The organism is Halorubrum sp. SD41 (assembly GCF_058630335.1).
Genome location: NZ_JBZVGZ010000001.1, coordinates 66751 through 82310 on the forward strand (window position 1 = coordinate 66751; position 15560 = coordinate 82310).

General features: G+C 70.1%; 18 protein-coding genes. 11 read left to right on the plus strand and 7 right to left on the minus strand.

Features of this window, described 5'->3' with window-relative positions:
• Positions 1-23 precede the first annotated feature (23 nt).
• Positions 24-329, plus strand: coding sequence for a DUF7536 family protein (locus AC4NMM_RS00360; RefSeq protein ID WP_491923256.1), 306 nt, complete (start codon positions 24-26; stop codon positions 327-329).
• A 104-nt stretch (positions 330-433) separates the two neighbouring features.
• Here the strand turns inward: AC4NMM_RS00360 and AC4NMM_RS00365 are convergent, their stop codons facing one another.
• Positions 434-715 (minus strand): MarR family transcriptional regulator, encoded by a 282-nt coding sequence (locus AC4NMM_RS00365; RefSeq protein ID WP_096393841.1) that lies wholly within the window; start codon positions 713-715, stop codon positions 434-436.
• Positions 716-999: 284 nt separating this feature from the next.
• Between AC4NMM_RS00365 and AC4NMM_RS00370 the strand changes: the two genes are divergently transcribed.
• From AC4NMM_RS00370 to AC4NMM_RS00385, 4 genes are all read left to right on the plus strand, one after another.
• On the plus strand, positions 1000-1308 hold the full coding sequence (locus AC4NMM_RS00370) for an EMC6-like membrane protein (RefSeq protein WP_008443028.1): 309 nt from the start codon (positions 1000-1002) through the stop codon (positions 1306-1308).
• A gap of 1 nt (position 1309) precedes the next feature.
• Positions 1310-3130: a ribosome biogenesis/translation initiation ATPase RLI gene (locus tag AC4NMM_RS00375; RefSeq protein ID WP_096393840.1), complete on the plus strand. Its 1821-nt coding sequence runs from the start codon at positions 1310-1312 to the stop codon at positions 3128-3130.
• Positions 3131-3182: 52 nt separating this feature from the next.
• On the plus strand, positions 3183-3926 hold the full coding sequence (locus AC4NMM_RS00380; protein ID WP_096393839.1) for a creatininase family protein: 744 nt from the start codon (positions 3183-3185) through the stop codon (positions 3924-3926).
• Between the two features lie 110 nt (positions 3927-4036).
• A complete protein-coding gene (locus AC4NMM_RS00385; RefSeq protein WP_096393838.1) occupies positions 4037-4303 on the plus strand; it encodes an HAH_0734 family protein in 267 nt (88 codons plus the stop codon).
• Positions 4304-4336: 33 nt separating this feature from the next.
• Here the strand turns inward: AC4NMM_RS00385 and AC4NMM_RS00390 are convergent, their stop codons facing one another.
• From AC4NMM_RS00390 to AC4NMM_RS00400, 3 genes are all read right to left on the minus strand, one after another.
• A complete protein-coding gene (locus AC4NMM_RS00390; RefSeq protein ID WP_172863934.1) occupies positions 4337-4966 on the minus strand; it encodes an L-threonylcarbamoyladenylate synthase in 630 nt (209 codons plus the stop codon).
• Positions 4967-5055: 89 nt separating this feature from the next.
• The gene (locus tag AC4NMM_RS00395; RefSeq protein ID WP_096393837.1) at positions 5056-5565 is read right to left on the minus strand and encodes a redoxin domain-containing protein; all 510 of its coding nucleotides are present in this window, start codon (positions 5563-5565) and stop codon (positions 5056-5058) included.
• Between the two features lies 1 nt (position 5566).
• Positions 5567-5896, minus strand: coding sequence for a glutathione S-transferase N-terminal domain-containing protein (locus tag AC4NMM_RS00400; RefSeq protein ID WP_096393836.1), 330 nt, complete (start codon positions 5894-5896; stop codon positions 5567-5569).
• Positions 5897-6046: 150 nt separating this feature from the next.
• Here AC4NMM_RS00400 and AC4NMM_RS00405 point away from each other — a divergent pair, with 150 nt between their 5' ends.
• The gene (locus AC4NMM_RS00405; protein WP_491923257.1) at positions 6047-7471 is read left to right on the plus strand and encodes a hemolysin family protein; all 1425 of its coding nucleotides are present in this window, start codon (positions 6047-6049) and stop codon (positions 7469-7471) included.
• Between the two features lie 582 nt (positions 7472-8053).
• Here the strand turns inward: AC4NMM_RS00405 and AC4NMM_RS00410 are convergent.
• Positions 8054-8785, minus strand: coding sequence for a DUF5781 family protein (locus AC4NMM_RS00410; protein WP_096393834.1), 732 nt, complete (start codon positions 8783-8785; stop codon positions 8054-8056).
• A gap of 157 nt (positions 8786-8942) precedes the next feature.
• On the opposite strand from AC4NMM_RS00410, the gene AC4NMM_RS00415 reads away from it, so the two are divergent.
• Complete coding sequence (locus AC4NMM_RS00415) at positions 8943-10007, plus strand: hypothetical protein (RefSeq protein WP_491923258.1); 1065 nt, start codon at positions 8943-8945, stop codon at positions 10005-10007.
• 39 nt (positions 10008-10046) lie between these two features.
• Here the strand turns inward: AC4NMM_RS00415 and AC4NMM_RS00420 are convergent, their stop codons facing one another.
• Positions 10047-10766: a queuosine precursor transporter gene (locus AC4NMM_RS00420; protein WP_096393832.1), complete on the minus strand. Its 720-nt coding sequence runs from the start codon at positions 10764-10766 to the stop codon at positions 10047-10049.
• Positions 10759-10974, minus strand: a complete 216-nt coding sequence (locus AC4NMM_RS00425; protein ID WP_096393831.1) for a ribbon-helix-helix domain-containing protein — start codon at positions 10972-10974, stop codon at positions 10759-10761. The genes AC4NMM_RS00420 and AC4NMM_RS00425 overlap by 8 nt, the downstream gene beginning before the upstream one ends.
• A 146-nt stretch (positions 10975-11120) precedes the next feature.
• Between AC4NMM_RS00425 and AC4NMM_RS00430 the strand changes: the two genes are divergently transcribed.
• The 4 genes from AC4NMM_RS00430 (at position 11121) to AC4NMM_RS00445 (ending at position 15528) form a co-directional block, all read left to right on the plus strand.
• Entirely contained in the window at positions 11121-11702 is a 582-nt protein-coding gene (locus tag AC4NMM_RS00430; protein WP_096393830.1) for a biotin transporter BioY, read from the plus strand.
• Between the two features lie 30 nt (positions 11703-11732).
• Positions 11733-12527 carry an energy-coupling factor ABC transporter ATP-binding protein gene (locus AC4NMM_RS00435; protein ID WP_096393829.1) on the plus strand — a complete coding sequence of 265 codons (795 nt, stop codon included), beginning with the start codon at positions 11733-11735 and terminating at the stop codon, positions 12525-12527.
• A complete protein-coding gene (locus tag AC4NMM_RS00440; protein WP_096393828.1) occupies positions 12524-13237 on the plus strand; it encodes an energy-coupling factor transporter transmembrane component T family protein in 714 nt (237 codons plus the stop codon). The genes AC4NMM_RS00435 and AC4NMM_RS00440 overlap by 4 nt, the downstream gene beginning before the upstream one ends.
• Positions 13238-13347: 110 nt before the next feature.
• Positions 13348-15528 carry a (Fe-S)-binding protein gene (locus AC4NMM_RS00445; protein ID WP_491923259.1) on the plus strand — a complete coding sequence of 727 codons (2181 nt, stop codon included), beginning with the start codon at positions 13348-13350 and terminating at the stop codon, positions 15526-15528.
• Positions 15529-15560 lie beyond the last annotated feature (32 nt).

Consider the following 15560-nt stretch of genomic DNA (forward strand, 5'->3'; position numbering starts at 1 on the left):
GGTCGCCGGCCGTACGACCTCCCGTGAGCGAGGACAGTTCGAAGCCGCCGATGCTGGTTCTGTTGGAGTCGCTGTCGTTCTACCGCAACGTCCGCGTCGGCGCGGCGGTCGGGGCGCTGCTCGCGGTCCTGTTGTACCTCGTCCGGACCTTCGAACTGCTCGGGCCGGTGATCGACACGCGCGACTACCCGCTGTTCGGGCCGGACGTCTGGTTCCTCCTGCTCGCGTTCGTGCTGGCGGCGACGTCGGCGCTGTCGGTGGCGGTCGTCCTCACGATAGCGGCGGCGGTCCGCGGCGCACGCGAGGGCGAAGCGGAGCGGCCGGAGTAGCCGAACACCGCGGAGCGGCAGGCGTGACGGAGACGCGCCGCTCGGGGTCATCGGCGGGCGGGTTTTTAAAGACTGAGACCGTGCGGACGACGGGAAACGGAGCGTCAGTCGGCGGTACAGGAGGCCTCGCTCTCGTCGGCGGTGAACTCCTGTGCCGGCTCCGTCAGCTTGTAGAGGTTCTGTCTGGCGTCCGCGAAGTAGACGTCCTCGTCGACGACGTCGATCCCTTCGAGCCGTTCGAGCGCGTACCGGACGGTGCGGGCCGACAGCATCGACTCTTGGACGATCCCCTTCTGGGTCAGCGGTCCGTTGTACTCGAGCACCTTGAAGACGAGTTTGGCGCTCGGTGGGAGGTCGTCGAGCCCCTCCGTTTGAGTTCCTTCCATCGTTACGATTCGAAACCGTACACGCTCATAAATGTTGATGGAGTCCCGCCGTCTGAGCGGGTTTCACCGGCAAAACCGGCCGATTTTTGGGCCGAATACCGGCAGAACGTTCTGGTAATCGGCCGCTGGACTGACCAGTCAGTCAGCGATTTAGCTCGCGCGCGCCTCGGCCGCGCCGTCGCGCGCCGAGTCGACGAGCGGAGCAAACCCCCGGTCGCCCCGTCGCGGCCGCGGGCGGCGGCGGGAACGAACGGCTTTTCACGGGCGCTCGCGGATCCGAAGGCATGAGCGACGATTCGGGCCTGTCCGACCACGCGCGCGGCGTGGTCGTCACGACCATCTGCTGTCTCGCCGGGATCGCGGCCGGCGTCGTCTCGGCCGTCTACGTCGGCACCGATCCGGCGTCCGCCGCGAGCACCACCGCGGTCTTCGTGCTCGGCGCGTTCGTCATCGCCCAGTACCCGATATTCAAGGCGGTCGGCGTCGGCGACCTCGGGATCAAAGACAACCTCTACGTGGCGTTTCTCACGTTCACCCTCTGGTTTATCAGCTACACCGTCCTGCTGACGTCCGCCGTCGACCTGGGGGTCTGAGATGGCCGACGACAGCATCGCGGTCGTGGACCTCGACCGGTGTCAGCCCGACCGCTGCAACTACGAGTGTATGAAGGACTGCCCGCCCAACCGGACGGGCAAGGAGTGTATCACGGAGCGGGGCGAGGACGCCGAGGAGGGCGACCCGGACCAGATCCACATCTCCGAGGAGATCTGTCTCGGCGAGAGCTGCGGCATCTGCGTCCAGTCGTGCCCGTTCGACGCGATCGAGATCATCAACCTCCCCTCCGAGCTCGACGACGACCCGGTCCACCGCTACGGCGACAACGCGTTCTCGCTGTACGGCCTCCCAACGCCGGAGCCGGGCAGCGTCACCGGCATCCTCGGGCCGAACGGGATCGGGAAGTCCACCGCGGTCCACGCGCTCGCCGGCGAGATGGTCCCGAACCTCGGCGACCACGCCGCCGACGGCGACTGGGAGCGCGTGCTCGACCGCTTCCGCGGTACCGGGCTCCAGAGCTACCTCGAATCGCTGCGGGACGGCGACGTGACCGTCGCGCGCAAGCCGCAGTACGTCGACCAGATCCCCAACCAGTTCGACGGCAACACCCGCGAGCTGCTGGAGCGGACCGACGAGCGCGGCGCGCTCGACTCCCTCGTCGACCGGCTCAACATCCGGCCGGTGATGGACCAGGACATCGACTCCATCTCCGGCGGCGAGCTCCAGCGCGTCGCCATCGCGGCGTGTCTCGCCCGCGACGCCGACTTCTACTTCCTCGACGAGATCACGCCGTACCTCGACATCGGCCAGCGGATGATCGTCGCGCGGCTCATCCGCGAGCTGGCGGACGACGACGCCGCCGACCGGTCGATGCTCGTCGTCGAACACGACCTCGCGATCCTCGACCTGCTCGCGGACACGCTCCACGTCGCGTACGGGGAGCCGGGCGCGTACGGGGTCATCACCGACCCGAAGTCCGTCCGGAAGGGCATCAACGAGTACCTGAAGGGGTACCTCGACAACGAGAACATGCGGATCCGCCCGTCCGCGATCACCTTCGAGGAGCACGCGCCGCGGGTCGCCTCCCGCAGCGAGACGCTGATCGAGTACCCGGACTTACGGAAGTCGTACGGCGACGGCGAGTTCGAGCTCCGCGTCGAGGGCGGCGAGATCAACCGCTCCGAGGTGCTGGGCGTCGTCGGCCCGAACGGGATCGGGAAGTCCACGCTCGCGCAGCTGTTCACGGGCGACTTAGAGCCCGACGAGGGCGAGCTCGACTTCGCGCTCGACATCTCCTACAAGCCGCAGTACATCGACATCGACCAGCACATGCGGGTCGACGCGTTCCTCTCCTCTATCACCGACGAGTTCGGCTCCTCCTACTGGAACACCGAGATCGCCCAGCCGCTCCAGCTGGAGCGGATCATGGAGCAGAACCTCTCGGACCTCTCCGGCGGGGAGCGCCAGCGCGTCGCCATCGCGGCGTGCCTCTCCGACGACGCCGACCTCTACCTGCTCGACGAGCCCTCGGCGCACCTCGACGTCGAGCAGCGCGTGCGGGCGACGACCGCGATCCGCCGGTACGCCGAGAACCACGACGCGACCGTGATGGTGATCGACCACGACATCTACATGATCGACCTCCTCGCGGACCGCCTGATGGTGTTCGACGGCGAGCCGGCGGAGCGCGGCCGCGCCGCGCCGCCGCAGGACATGCGCGACGGGATGAACGAGTTCCTCGCCGACCTGGAGATCACCTTCCGCCGCGACGAGCGCACCGGCCGCCCCCGGATCAACAAGCCGGGGTCGCAGCTCGACAGCCAGCAGAAGCGCGACGGCGAGTACTACTACTCCGGCTGAGGCGGTCGCCTCGACCCCGAGCTTTTCCTCGCCCGACGCCGCACCCGACGGTATGCCAGAGACGGACGCCGACCTGTTCGGCATGACGTGGGAAGCGGCGGGAGACGCGATCGACGAGGCCGACTTCGCGGTCCTCCCGACGGGCAGTATCGAGCAGCACGGCCCGCACCTCCCGGTGTCGACAGACACGCTCCGCGCGGACCACCTCACCGCCGAGCTCGTCGACGCCGCCGACGAGTTCGACCTCGACATGCTACGGCTCCCGACGCTGCCGTACGGCCAGTCGGAACACCACATGCGGTTCCCGGGGACGATCACCCTCTCGACGGAGACGTACGTCGACGTCGTCCGTGAGATCGGCGAGTCGGTGGTCGAACACGGCGTCGACCGGCTACTGATCGTGAACTGCCACGGCGGGAACCGCGAGCCGCTGTCGATCGCCGCCGATCGGCTCGGCCGCGACACCGACCTCACGGTTCATTTCGTCCACTGGACCGACTTCGCGGAGGAGGATCTCGAGGAGGCGTACGGCGAGGGGTGGGGTCACGCCGGCGACCACGAGACGAGCTTCGTCGAGCTGTACCGTCCGGATCTCGTTCGGACGGAGAAGAAGGAGCCGCAGGAGGCCGCGGAGATGCCCCGCACCCGGAGCTACGAGTACTTCGACGAGGTGACCGAGCTGGGCGGGCTCGGCGATCCGACGAACAGCGACCCGGACGCGCTCGAACCGATCGTCGCCGCGACGACCCGCGAGATCCTCGGCGCGCTCGTCGAGGACCTCGACGCGGGCTGGTGAGCGTCACGCCGGCGGTGCGCCGACCCGCCCCACTCGATCCCGCGGGGAGCCGCCGCGATCCGATCCGCGGTATCGAAGCGATTAAGCCCGGAACACGCGAACGCCGGCACATGCACCACCTCATCATCCGCGGCGACCCCGACATCCGGCGGGACGCGGTGATCGAGCACGACGGCGAGGAGCTGGTCTGTTTCGGAATCAACGTTCAGGGCGGCTGGCACGGTCCGGACGAGCCGCAGCTCTGGTGTACCGTCGGCACCGAGGACGAGCGCGAGGCGTACGACAAACGCGAGTACGTCCCCCACTGGCTCGACGTCGAGACGGTCGACGCCGAGGACCTGAACGTGGTCAAAGCGAAGGGCGAACTCTCCGTCTAACCGGCACAGACGGACGCCTTTTGCCGGCTCTCCTCACTCCTCTACCGGCGGGTCCGCCAGCCACGCCTCGATGGCGCCGGCCATCGCGCCGCGCCGGTGGATCGTCCCCGCCTCGGGGTCGACGACCGTGCTCTCGGTGCCGGGGGCCTCCCCGTCGTCGATCACGGCGGCGACCCCGTCGCGAATTCGGTCGTCGAGGTCGTCCGGATTCGTGACGCTGCCCGTGCCGGAGACGTTAGCGCTCGTTGCGGTGATCGGTCCGGCCTCGTCCAGCAGCGCCCGCGCGAGGTCGTGGTCCGGCACGCGGATCCCGACGCGGTCGCGCCCGGCGGTGAGCGCGTCGGGCACCCGGTCGCCGCGCTCGACGACGACGGTCACCGGCCCCGGGAGGAACGCTCGAGCGAAGGCGACCGCGCGCTCGGTCGGCCGGGTGTAGCGGAGCGCGTCGTCGACGCTCGCGACGCCGAGCGAGAGCGGGTTCGACCGGTCGCGGCCCTTCAGCTCGAAGGCGCGCTCGACGGCGTCGGGGTCGAGCGCGTCGGCGCCCAGCCCGTACACCGTCTCGGTCGGGTAGACGACGAGGTCGCCGCGGTCGACGGCGGCGGCCGCCGCGCGCAGCTCCTCGGATCGGTCCGGCCGGTCGCTGCTCCTGTCGGCTGTCACGGGCGACGGTTCGGGGTCGAGTTGAAAAAGGGTGACGAGTGTGCGCTCGGCGGGCACGGGCTCGCGTCGGTCGGCGGGCGCGGCGCCGATCAGTCGACGAGGTCGGCGACCGCGTCGCCGATCGCCTCGGCGTCGGGGAACTCGGGGTGTTCGCTCGCGACCCACGCGTACTCGACGGTGCGGTCGGAATCGAGGAGGAAGACGGCGGGGCGGCTCTCCGTGATCCCCGTCATCCCGTCGATGTCGTGCGCGAGGCCGTACTCCTCGATCACGCCCGCGCCCGGGTCCGAGAAGATCCGGACGCCGTCGCCGCGCTCGGCGAGCAGGCGCTTGTGGGCGTACGGCGTCGAGACCGAGAGACCGAGGACGTCGAGGTCGTCGCTCCACTCGTTGTCGTCGACCGTGTTGTAGAGGTACGTCCCCTGGAACGTGCCGTCCATCGGGTGGAAGAGGAGCAGGGTCGGACCGTCGACGACGTCAGCGAGCGCGCGGTCCTCCCAGTACTCGCCGTTCACGAGCGGGCGGGTGAAGTCGGGCGCCACCTCGCCCTCGGCGACGTGGTCGGTCTCCGGCAGGGAGACGACGTCGAAGTCGGGCATCTCAGGCACCCCCCTCGGCGTCGACCGCGCGGCCCCCGTCGGTCGCCGCGTCGTCGACTGCGCGGCCCCCATCGGTCGCCGCGTCGCCGTACGTCCCCTTCAGGTACTCGACGATGTTCGCGCTCTCAGACATGGTGACGCCGGTCTCGCGGTCGACGATCGCCGGGACGCTCCGGGCGCCGGAGACGCGCTTGACGACGTTGCGCTCGGAGTGCATCGGCTCGACGTACCGGGAATGGTACTCCAAGTCGAGCTCGCTCAGCGTCCGGACCACGCGCTCGCAGTACGGACACGCCTGGAGCCGGTACAGGGTGATCTGTGGATCGCTCATGTCCCGTGATTCGCCCGCGAGACGGGTAATCGTGTCGGCAGCGGCACCCTCGGCGGCGGCGGGGCCGGCGAGCGGCGGGGGGAGAGCGGGCCGATCCGAGGGTACTCGAAGGGAACGCTTTAATCGCGGGCCGACGGAAGACAAACGAACATGGGCTTGTCGTCTACTGCGCCGCTGGTCGACGTCCTCCAAGTACCGATGCCGGGCGACGGGGTCATCACCGCACTCGGCGTCGTCGCGATCCTCCTTTTAGTCGCGCTCTCGGCGTTCTTCTCCTCGTCCGAGATCGCGATGTTCTCGCTCCCGCAACACCGCATCGACAGCCTCGTCGACGAGGGGGTGACGGGCGCGAAGACGATCCGCGAGATGAAACAGAACCCCCACCGGCTGCTGGTGACGATCCTCGTCGGCAACAACATCGTCAACGTGGCGATGACCTCCATCGCCACCGCGCTGTTCGGGATCTACCTCTCCCGCGGCCAGTCGGTGCTGGCGACGACGTTCGGGATCACGACGCTCGTGCTGATCTTCGGCGAGAGCGCGCCCAAGTCGTACGCCGTCGAGAACACCGAGTCGTGGGCGCTCAAGATCGCCCGGCCGCTGAAGGCCTCCGAGTACGCGCTGTACCCGCTCGTCGTCCTCTTCGACTACATCGTCAAGGGGGTCAACAGCATCATCGGCGGCTCGGCGGCCATCGAGTCGACGTACGTCACCCGCGACGAGATCCAGGACATCATCGAGACCGGCGAGCGCGAGGGCGTCATCGAGGAGGAGGAGCGGGAGATGCTCGACCGCATCTTCCGCTTCAACAACACCATCGCCAAGGAGGTGATGACGCCGCGGCTCGACGTCACCGCCGTCGCGAAGGAGGACTCCGTCGAGGAGGCGATCGAGACGTGTATCCAGGCCGACCACGAGCGCGTCCCCGTCTACGAGGGGAACCTCGACAACATCATCGGCGTGGTCACCGTGCGCGACTTGGTCCGCGAACTGCGCTACTCCGAGGGGACGCCCTCCTTGGAGCGCGTCGTCAAGCCCACCCTCCACGTCCCCGAGTCGAAGAACGCCGACGAGCTGCTCGCGGAGATGCAGGAGAACCGCCTCCAGATGGTGACGGTGATCGACGAGTTCGGGACCACGGAGGGGATCATCACCCTCGAAGACATGGTCGAGGAGATTGTCGGTGAGATCTTGGAGGGCGACGAGGAGGCGCCGGTGGAGTTCTTAGAGGACAACGTCGCGGTCGTCCAAGGCGAGGTGAACATCGACGAGGTCAACGAGATCCTCGGGATCGACCTCCCCGAGGGCGAGGAGTTCGAGACGCTCGCCGGCTTCGTGTTCAACCGAGCCGGGCGCCTCGTCGAGGAGGGCGAGGAGATCGAGTTCGACGAGATCCGGATCCGCATCGAGCGCGTCGACAACACCCGGATCATGTCCGCGCGCGTCACCGTCCTCGACGGAGACGCGCGGGCGAAGGGGTCGAGCGCCCCGGTCGAGGCGGCCGACTCGACCGACGAGGGCGAGACGGTCGAGGCGGACGGCGACGGCGAACCCGCGCAGAGCGACGCGGAATAGGACGCTGAATGCGGCGTTTTCGGGGAGCGGAGCGATCGTTTATAAATGGCTGTCGGCATTTCAGTGGCAAACACGGGCGAAACCACAGATGCTCATTTATAAATAACAAGCTGTGGATCAGCGGACGACACCGTCGTAGCCCAGCCGCTCACGTATAAATAGCTGATTCCGGATCGACGGTGAACACCTCCAAAGCCCCAGCCGGTTACTTATAAATGACTGACTGTGGATCGGCGGATAACACCTCCAAAGCCCCAGTCGCGAGGGCGGCGCACACTCGTTGCGCTCCTCGCTCGCGCTGCTCGCTGCGGTGCTTACGTCGTCTGCGCCGCCCTCGCGACTGCCCCTTTGAGTCCCGCCCGACCGCAACCGCACGGCACCTCACGCCTCCCCAGCCTCGTCGGCGGTCCTCCGCTCCGCTTCGGACCGCCGACTCCCTCGCGCGTGCTGTCTCGCGGCCGCCGAGGGCGGCCGCTCGCAGGCACGCGCCACCGCTGTTTTATTTATAAGTAATCGCCGCAGCCGGTCTCGTCTCCAAAAGGCGTAGTCCGCAACCGAACGTCCGTGTGCGGGATTGATCTTTTAAACCGCGTAGGCGCGGGCGGCCGCGACGAGCGCCTTCCGGTAGTCGCTCTCGGAGGGGTCGTGGCCGAGGTCGAGGAACCGCTCTTTGAACGCGTCGACGTCGACGGCGTCCGTGTCGCTGCCGGCGGCGCGCGCGAGGTCGTAGATGCGGTGGTCGGGGCCGGCGATGTCGTGCCGCTCGACGAGAGCGAGCGCGAACGCGGCGTTGACGGCCGTGATCTCGGGGTCCGCGCCGGCCGTCACGGGCGGCGAGCCGGTGCGCGACACGTCGGGGCGGTCCGCGACGGCGGCCGCCAGCGTCGATTCGAGGAACCCGAGGAGCTTGTCCGCGGGCGCCACCGAGAGCGTGATGTCGTCGGCGTAGATGTCCTTCATGTGGTTCGCTATCTGGTAGCAGTGCGCGAGCTTCCGGCGCTCGACCTCCTCGCCGGAGAGCCCGAGGTACAGCGCCTCCTCCGTCGACTGGAGGTGCGAGGGGTGGCCCTCCTCGTAGCGCGCCATGTGCGCGAGCTCGTGGACCGCCAGCTCGCGCGCCATCGCGCTCGTGGCGGCCCGCCGCGAGACGTTCAGCACGTGGTGGTCGTCGTAGTGGCCGGCCCAGGTCCGCTCGTCCGGGTCCTCGCGGACCACGACGCGGACCGGCGCCTCCACGGAGCGCTCGGTCTCGAAGAGGTCCGCGGCGCCGAGAAACGGGTCGGGGGGAACGTCCCCCTGAACGCGAAGATCCATGCGTACAGTTCACACGGAAGCGGGCGGTAAGTCTCTTGCGCTCGCGGACCCCCGGGTCGCACGCGCCGGGTCCCGACACGCCGGGCCCCGACGCGCCGACGCCTCGCCCCGCACCCCCCGGCGTACCCTTTTGAGCCTCCTGTCCGAACGCCGACCCATGCGCATCTACGCCGCCTACGACGACGGGCTCCGGATCGTCGACCCCGCGTCCGGCGCGGTCGAGACGCGCCTCGCCGGCCAGCGCGTCGAGTGCCTCTCGGTCGCGCGCGGCGAGGCGGACGCCCACGCGGACGGTGCCGGAGACCCAGCTCCGCGCGTGCTCGCCGGGACGTTCGGCGAGGGGCTGTTCCGCTCGGTCGACGGCGGCGAGCGGTTCGCCCGTGCGACCGCCTCGACGCTCGGCCCCGAGGGGTCCGGCCCCGACGCGGTGACCGCGGTCGCGACGAGCCCGCACGACCCCGACGTCGTCTGGGTCGGCACGGAGCCCTCGCGGGCGTACCGCTCCGCGGACGGCGGCGAGACGGCGGCGCGCGTCGGGGGGCTGACCGACCTCCCCTCCGCCGAGGAGTGGTCGTTCCCGCCGCGGCCCGACACGCACCACGTGCGGTGGATCGAGCCCTGCCCGGCCGATCCGGAGCGGTGGCTCCTCGGCATCGAGGCGGGCGCGCTCGCCGTGACCGCCGACGGCGGTGCGACGTGGACCGACCGCCCGCCGGGGTCCCGGCGGGACAATCACGCGATGGCGACGCACCCGGACGCGCCCGACCGCGTCTACGCGGCCGCCGGCGACGGGTTCGCCGAGAGCGGCGACCGCGGCGACTCGTGGGGCGTCCGCGACGCCGGCCTCGACCACGGCTACGTCTGGGGGCTCGCGGTCGACCCCGGCGACCCCGACACGGCGCTCGTCAGCGCGGCCGAGAGCGCGACGGCCGCCCACCGCCGCGGCGAGGCGTACCTGTACCGCTACCGTCGCGGCGAGGGGGGCGAGGGAGCGGGAGCGGAGTCAGGGAGCGACGCCGGGTCGTTCGAGCGCCTCGACGACCGCGGGGTCCCGACCGGCGAGGGCACGTACCGTGCTGTCCTCGCGTCCGGTCGGACGGCGGGAGCGGTCTGGGCGCTCTCGAACCGGGGACTCTTCGTCACCCGCGACGCGGGCGACTCCTTCGAGCGGGTCCCGGCCGACCTCCCGGACCGGGCGGCGCGGGCGCTGGCGGTCGCCTGAGCGGAGAAACCGGGTCGCACGGCGGTCCCGGCCGACCGGTCAGTTCCGGACGGCGCCGACGATCAGGTAGACGACCGGCGTGTCGAGGAGGGCGATGACAAGCTTGAGGAGGTACTGGCCGACGCCGAGCGCGAGCAGCGCCGGCGGGTCGAACACCGGGCCGACGCCGAGCAGGAGCGGCGCGGCGTAGAAGGCGACGCCGACGAAGATGGCGGTGTCGATCGCCTGACTCGTGGCGGTCGAGCCGATGTTGCGGAGCCACAGCATCCCCTCGCCCGTGCGGTCCCGGATCGCGTGGAAGACGAACACGTCCCAGTTCTGGCTGACGACGTACGCCAGCAGGCTGCCGGCGACGATGTTCGCCGCCGGGCCGAGCGCGGTCTGGAAGGCGCTCGACACCTCGGGGTCGACGCCGGGCGCCGCGAGCGTCGACCACACCAGTCCCAACACGAGGAAGTTCGCGAGGAACGCGACGTTGACGACGACCTGCGTCGCCCGCCGGCCGTACAGCTCCGCGTAGCAGTCGGAGGCGAGGAACGTGAGCGCGTACGCGAGCGCGGCGCCCGGCAGCAGGATCTCCGGACCGACCACCGGCAGCGCGAACGGCAGCGGCAGCGCGAGCACCTTCGCGGCCGTGAGCTGCGCGGTCGCGAGCGCGACCGTGAACAGCGTGATCAGCGCGACCGCCGCGACCGCAGACCGGTCTAGCGGATCGGTCCGGAAGGGGCCGTCCTGCCCGCCAGCAGTCCGGCTACTCATCGGTCTCCTCCGCCGCTCCGGCCGCGGTCGACGCGGAATCGCCGTCGAGGCGGTCGTGTCGGGCGTCGATCTCGTCGAGCAGGTCGAGGTTCTTCCGGATCGACGCGCGCACCGCGTCGCTGCGGTTCACGAACTTCCCGTCGTCGCCGACGTGCTCGTCGAGGTCGGCGAGCAGCTCCGCCGGGATCTCGACGCTTATCTTGGGCATACTCGCGTCGTGGACGCCGGCCGGGCATGAACGTTATTATCCGAGGATTATCGAGGGGGCCTCTCGGTACTCGAACCCGGATTCGGCCGAGCCGCTCCGAACTCGTAAACCGCTACGTTAAAGTGGGTTTACGAGTCCGTTCGGGTATGGCAACGAACACGGAGTCCGTCGACCTCGTCGGCGACGAGGCGGCGACGAACCTCGCGCGCGCCGCGCTGTTCGCGGCGCTCGTCGGCGCGTTCGCGTACGTCACGTTCCCGAACCCGGTCTCGCCGGTGGACGTGACCCTTCAGGTGCTCGGCGTCTTCCTCGCGGGGATCTTCCTCGGTCCCGTCTGGGGAAGCGCGTCGCTCGTCCTCTACCTCGCGGCCGGGGCGCTCGGGGCGCCCGTCTTCGAGGGCGGGTCGGCCGGCGTCGGCGCGCTCGTCGGGCAGACGGCCGGCTACCTCTGGTCGTACCCGATCGCCGCGGCGGCCGTCGGCGCGGTCGTCCACCGGGGCGCGGCGCTCCGCGACCTCGATTCCGTCGGCCTCCCGACGCTCGTCGGCGCATTGGTCTTCGGCACCGCCGTCATCTACGGGTTCGGCGTCGCCGGCCTGATGATCGTCCTCTCGCTCGGCCCGGTCGAGGCGGTCACGGTCGGCGCCGTCGCGTTCCTCCCGGCCGAGGCGCTGAAGATCGCCGCCGCGGTCGGCGTCGTCAGGTCCGACGCGATCGCCGCGACGTGAGCAGTTTGCGCGCCGCCGCGAGGTGACGACGTGATCGAACTCGACGGCGTCACGTGTCGGTACGGCCGGTCCGGGAGCGGGGACGGTGACGGCGCCGGGGGCGACGCCGACGAGGGCGACGCCGACTCCCCGGCCACCGTCGCGGTCGACGACGTCACTCTCACCGTCCCCGACGGCGAGTTCCTCGTCGTCGCGGGCGCGAACGGGTCGGGGAAGACCACGCTCGTCCGGACGTTCAACGGCCTCGTCGAGCCGGACGCCGGGACCGTCTCGGTGAACGGGACCCCGGTTGCCGAGGACCTCGTCGCCGCGCGCTCGGCGGTCGGGATGGTGTTCCAGGACCCCCGCGACCAGTTAGTCGCCGCGACCGTCGGGGCCGACGTCGCGTTCGGTCCGGAGAACCTCGGCCTCTCGCATTCGGAGATCGATCGGCGCGTCGACGAGGCGCTCGCGGCCGTCAACATGGCGGGCCGTGAGCGCGAGCGGATCGACTCTCTCTCCGGGGGCGAGCGCGAACGGGTCGCGATCGCCGGCGCGCTCGCGATGGAACCGGACCACCTCGTCCTCGACGAGCCGTTCACCGGTCTCGACGAGCCCGCCCGGCGATCGGTCGTCGAGCGGCTCAGGGCGCTCCACCGCGAGGGGACGAGCGTCGTCGTCGTCACCCACGACCTCCGCGACGTCGCCGCGCTCGCCGACCGGATCCTCGGGCTCGCGGACGGGCGGGTCGCGGTCGACGCGCCGCCAGAAGAAGCGGTGTCGGCGCTGCCCGGGCTGGACGTTCGGGTGCCGGAGGGCGGCGAACTCGGAACGCCGACCCGATGACGCTCTCGTTCGTCCCCGGCGACTCGTTCGCCCACCGGCTCGACCCGCGGTCGAAGCTGCTCGTTCAGGTCGCGTTCGCGGCCGTCGCGTACGCGTACACCACGCCGCGGGGGCTCGCCCTCCTCACGCTCGTGGCGGTCGGCTGCCTCGTCGCCGCCGACGGCGGGCCGCGGGACCTGTGGGGCTATCGGGTCGCGTTCCCGGTCCTCCTCTTCGCTCCCCTCGTCGCGGGCGCGACGCTCGGCGCGCCGTGGTTTCGGGTCGAGCGCGCCGCGGCCACGGGACTCGCGAGCTACCGCGTCCTCCTGCTGCTCGTCGTCGCGGCCGCGTACGTGCGCTCGACGCCGGTCCGCGAGTCGCGCGCGGCGCTCCAGCGGACGATTCCCGGCCGGCCGGGCGTCTTCCTCGGCGTCGGCGTCGCGCTCGTCTTCCGCTTTCTCCCCCTGCTGAAACGCGACCTCGTCGCGACGCGCGAGGCGGTCCGGGCCCGGCTTGGCGCGGAGCGCTCCCGCCGCGAGCGGATGCGGCTCGTCGCGGTCGGCGGGCTCTCGCGGGCGTTCTCGCGGGCGGACCGGCTCGGCACGGCGCTCGTCGCCCGGTGTTTCGCGTGGAACCCGACGCTCCCGCGGCTGGCGTTCCGCCGCGTCGACGCCCCGGCGCTGGCGCTCGCCGCGTCGATGTTCGCGGCCGCGGTCCTGCGGATCGCGTGAGGCGGCTGCGCGTCGGCGGAGCGTAGCCCGAGCCCCGAACCGCGTGAACCCCGAGCGACGAACTCCGCGTTGTGGCAAGCTTTAACCCGACCGTATCCCGGTGATCGATCATGACTCCCCTGCAGGCTGCCACCCGAGAGACCTTCTGGACGATCGGTCCGGTGGGGAAGGCGGCGTTCTACTGGCTCGCCGCCGTCGCGGTCCTCGTCTTCCTGTACGGCGTCTACGCGCGGTTCGCGGCGTACGCGCGCGCGAGCGCAGACCCGCGGGATCGACTGTCGAACCTCCCCGGTCGGGTCGTCGCCGCGACGAAGACCGTCCTCGCGAACGAGAACCAGTTCGACGGGGACCTCTACACCGGCGTGATGCACACGTTCGTGCTGTGGGGGTTCCTCGTCTTACTCGTCGCGACGACGATCCTCGGGATCGACATCGATCTGTACCGCCCGCTCACGGGCGAGTCGTTCTGGGTCGGCGACTTCTACCTCGCCTACCAGTTCGCCGTGGACGCGTTCGGCCTGCTGTTCGTCGTCGGCGTCGGCATGGCCGCGTACCGCCGCTACCGGCAGCGCGAGGGGCGGCTGTGGGGGAAACACACCTCCTTCGAGGACGACGCGTTCGTCTGGACGCTGTTCCTGCTCGGCGTCGGCGGCTTCCTCGTCGAGGGCGTGAGCATGGTCGGGCAGCCGCAGCGCGCGACCGAGACGGTGAGCTTCGTCGGGATGGCGCTCGCGACCGGGCTGGAGGCGGCCGGGCTCACGGCCGCCGGCGCCGAGGCGATCTACGGCGCCCTCTGGTGGAGCCACTCGCTGCTCGCGTTCGCGTTCGTCGCGTGGATCCCGTACGCGAAGCCGTTCCACATGATCTCCTCGTTCGCGAACGTCGTCGCCCGCGACGAGAAGGCGGGCGCGCGGCTCCCGAACGTCCCCGCCGACCTCGACCACACCAACGCGGAGTCGCTCGACGACTTCACGTGGAAGGAGCTGATGGACGGCGACGCCTGCACGAAGTGCGGCCGGTGTACCGACGCCTGTCCCGCCGACACGGTCGGTCGCAACCTCGACCCGCGGAACGTCATCCTCGACCTGAAGGCGTATCGCGAGTCGGTGAGCGACGATCCGGTGGCGGGGAGCGGGGGCGAAGCGATGGCGACGGACGGCGGCGTCGCGAGCGCAGATGGTGGTACAGTCCCCATCGTCGCCGACGAGGGCGGCGTGGTCGACGCCGAGTCGATGGAGTCGTGTATGTCCTGTATGGCGTGTATGGACGCCTGTCCGGTCGACATCGAACACCTCACCTCGTTCACGAAGATGAACCGCCAGCTCGTCGACGAGGGGGCGGTCGACTCGAACCTCCAGGACGTGTTCCAGGACGTTATGCAGAAGGGGAACACCTTCGGCGAGTCGCAGTCGGCGCGCGGCGACTGGACGGACGACCTCGACGACGCCGTCGAGGTCCCGGACGCCCGCGAGACGGAGGTGGAGTACCTCTGGTACGTCGGCGACTACCCGAGCTTCGACGACCGGAACAAGAAGGTCGCCCGCGCGCTCGCCCGGCTGTTCGACGAGGCCGACGTGTCGTTCGGAATTCTCTTCGACGACGAGAAGACCGACGGCAACGACATCCGCCGGATCGGCGAGGAGTTCCTCTACCTCGAGCTCGCCGGCCACCACGTCGAGACGTTCGCGGACTGCGAGTTCGAGAACATCGTCTGTACCGATCCGCACTCGTACAACACCATCAAAAACGAGTACCCCGAGGTCGACTTCGCGGAGTTCGCGGACGACCCGATGATGCCGTTCGAGCGCGAGGAGCCGTGGAACCCGGAGGGGGAGATCGACGTGTTCCACTGGACGCAGGTGGTCGAACGGCTGGTGAGCGAGGGCCGGCTCGACCTCGCCGGCGACGAGCTCGACTACACCGTCACCTACCACGATCCCTGTCACCTGGGCCGGTACAACGACGAGTACGAGGCGCCCCGCGAGCTGATCCGCGCGACCGGCGCCGACCTCCACGAGATGCCGCGCTCCCGGGACGACTCGTTCTGCTGTGGCGGGGGCGGCGGCGGGCTCTGGACCGAGCACGAGGAAGACGTGAAGCCGAGCGAGGAGCGCCTCCGCGAGGCGGTCGAGGACACCGACGCGGGCGACGACATCGAGAAGTTCGTCGTCGCCTGCCCGATGTGTACGACGATGTTCGAGGACGGGCGGAAGACGGGGAACTTCGAGGACGACGTCGAGATCGTCGACGTCGCGGAGCTGCTGATCGAGGCGGTGGAGGCCGGCTCGTAGCGGTCGAGGGTCGTTTTTCTGCGAGGCGGGCG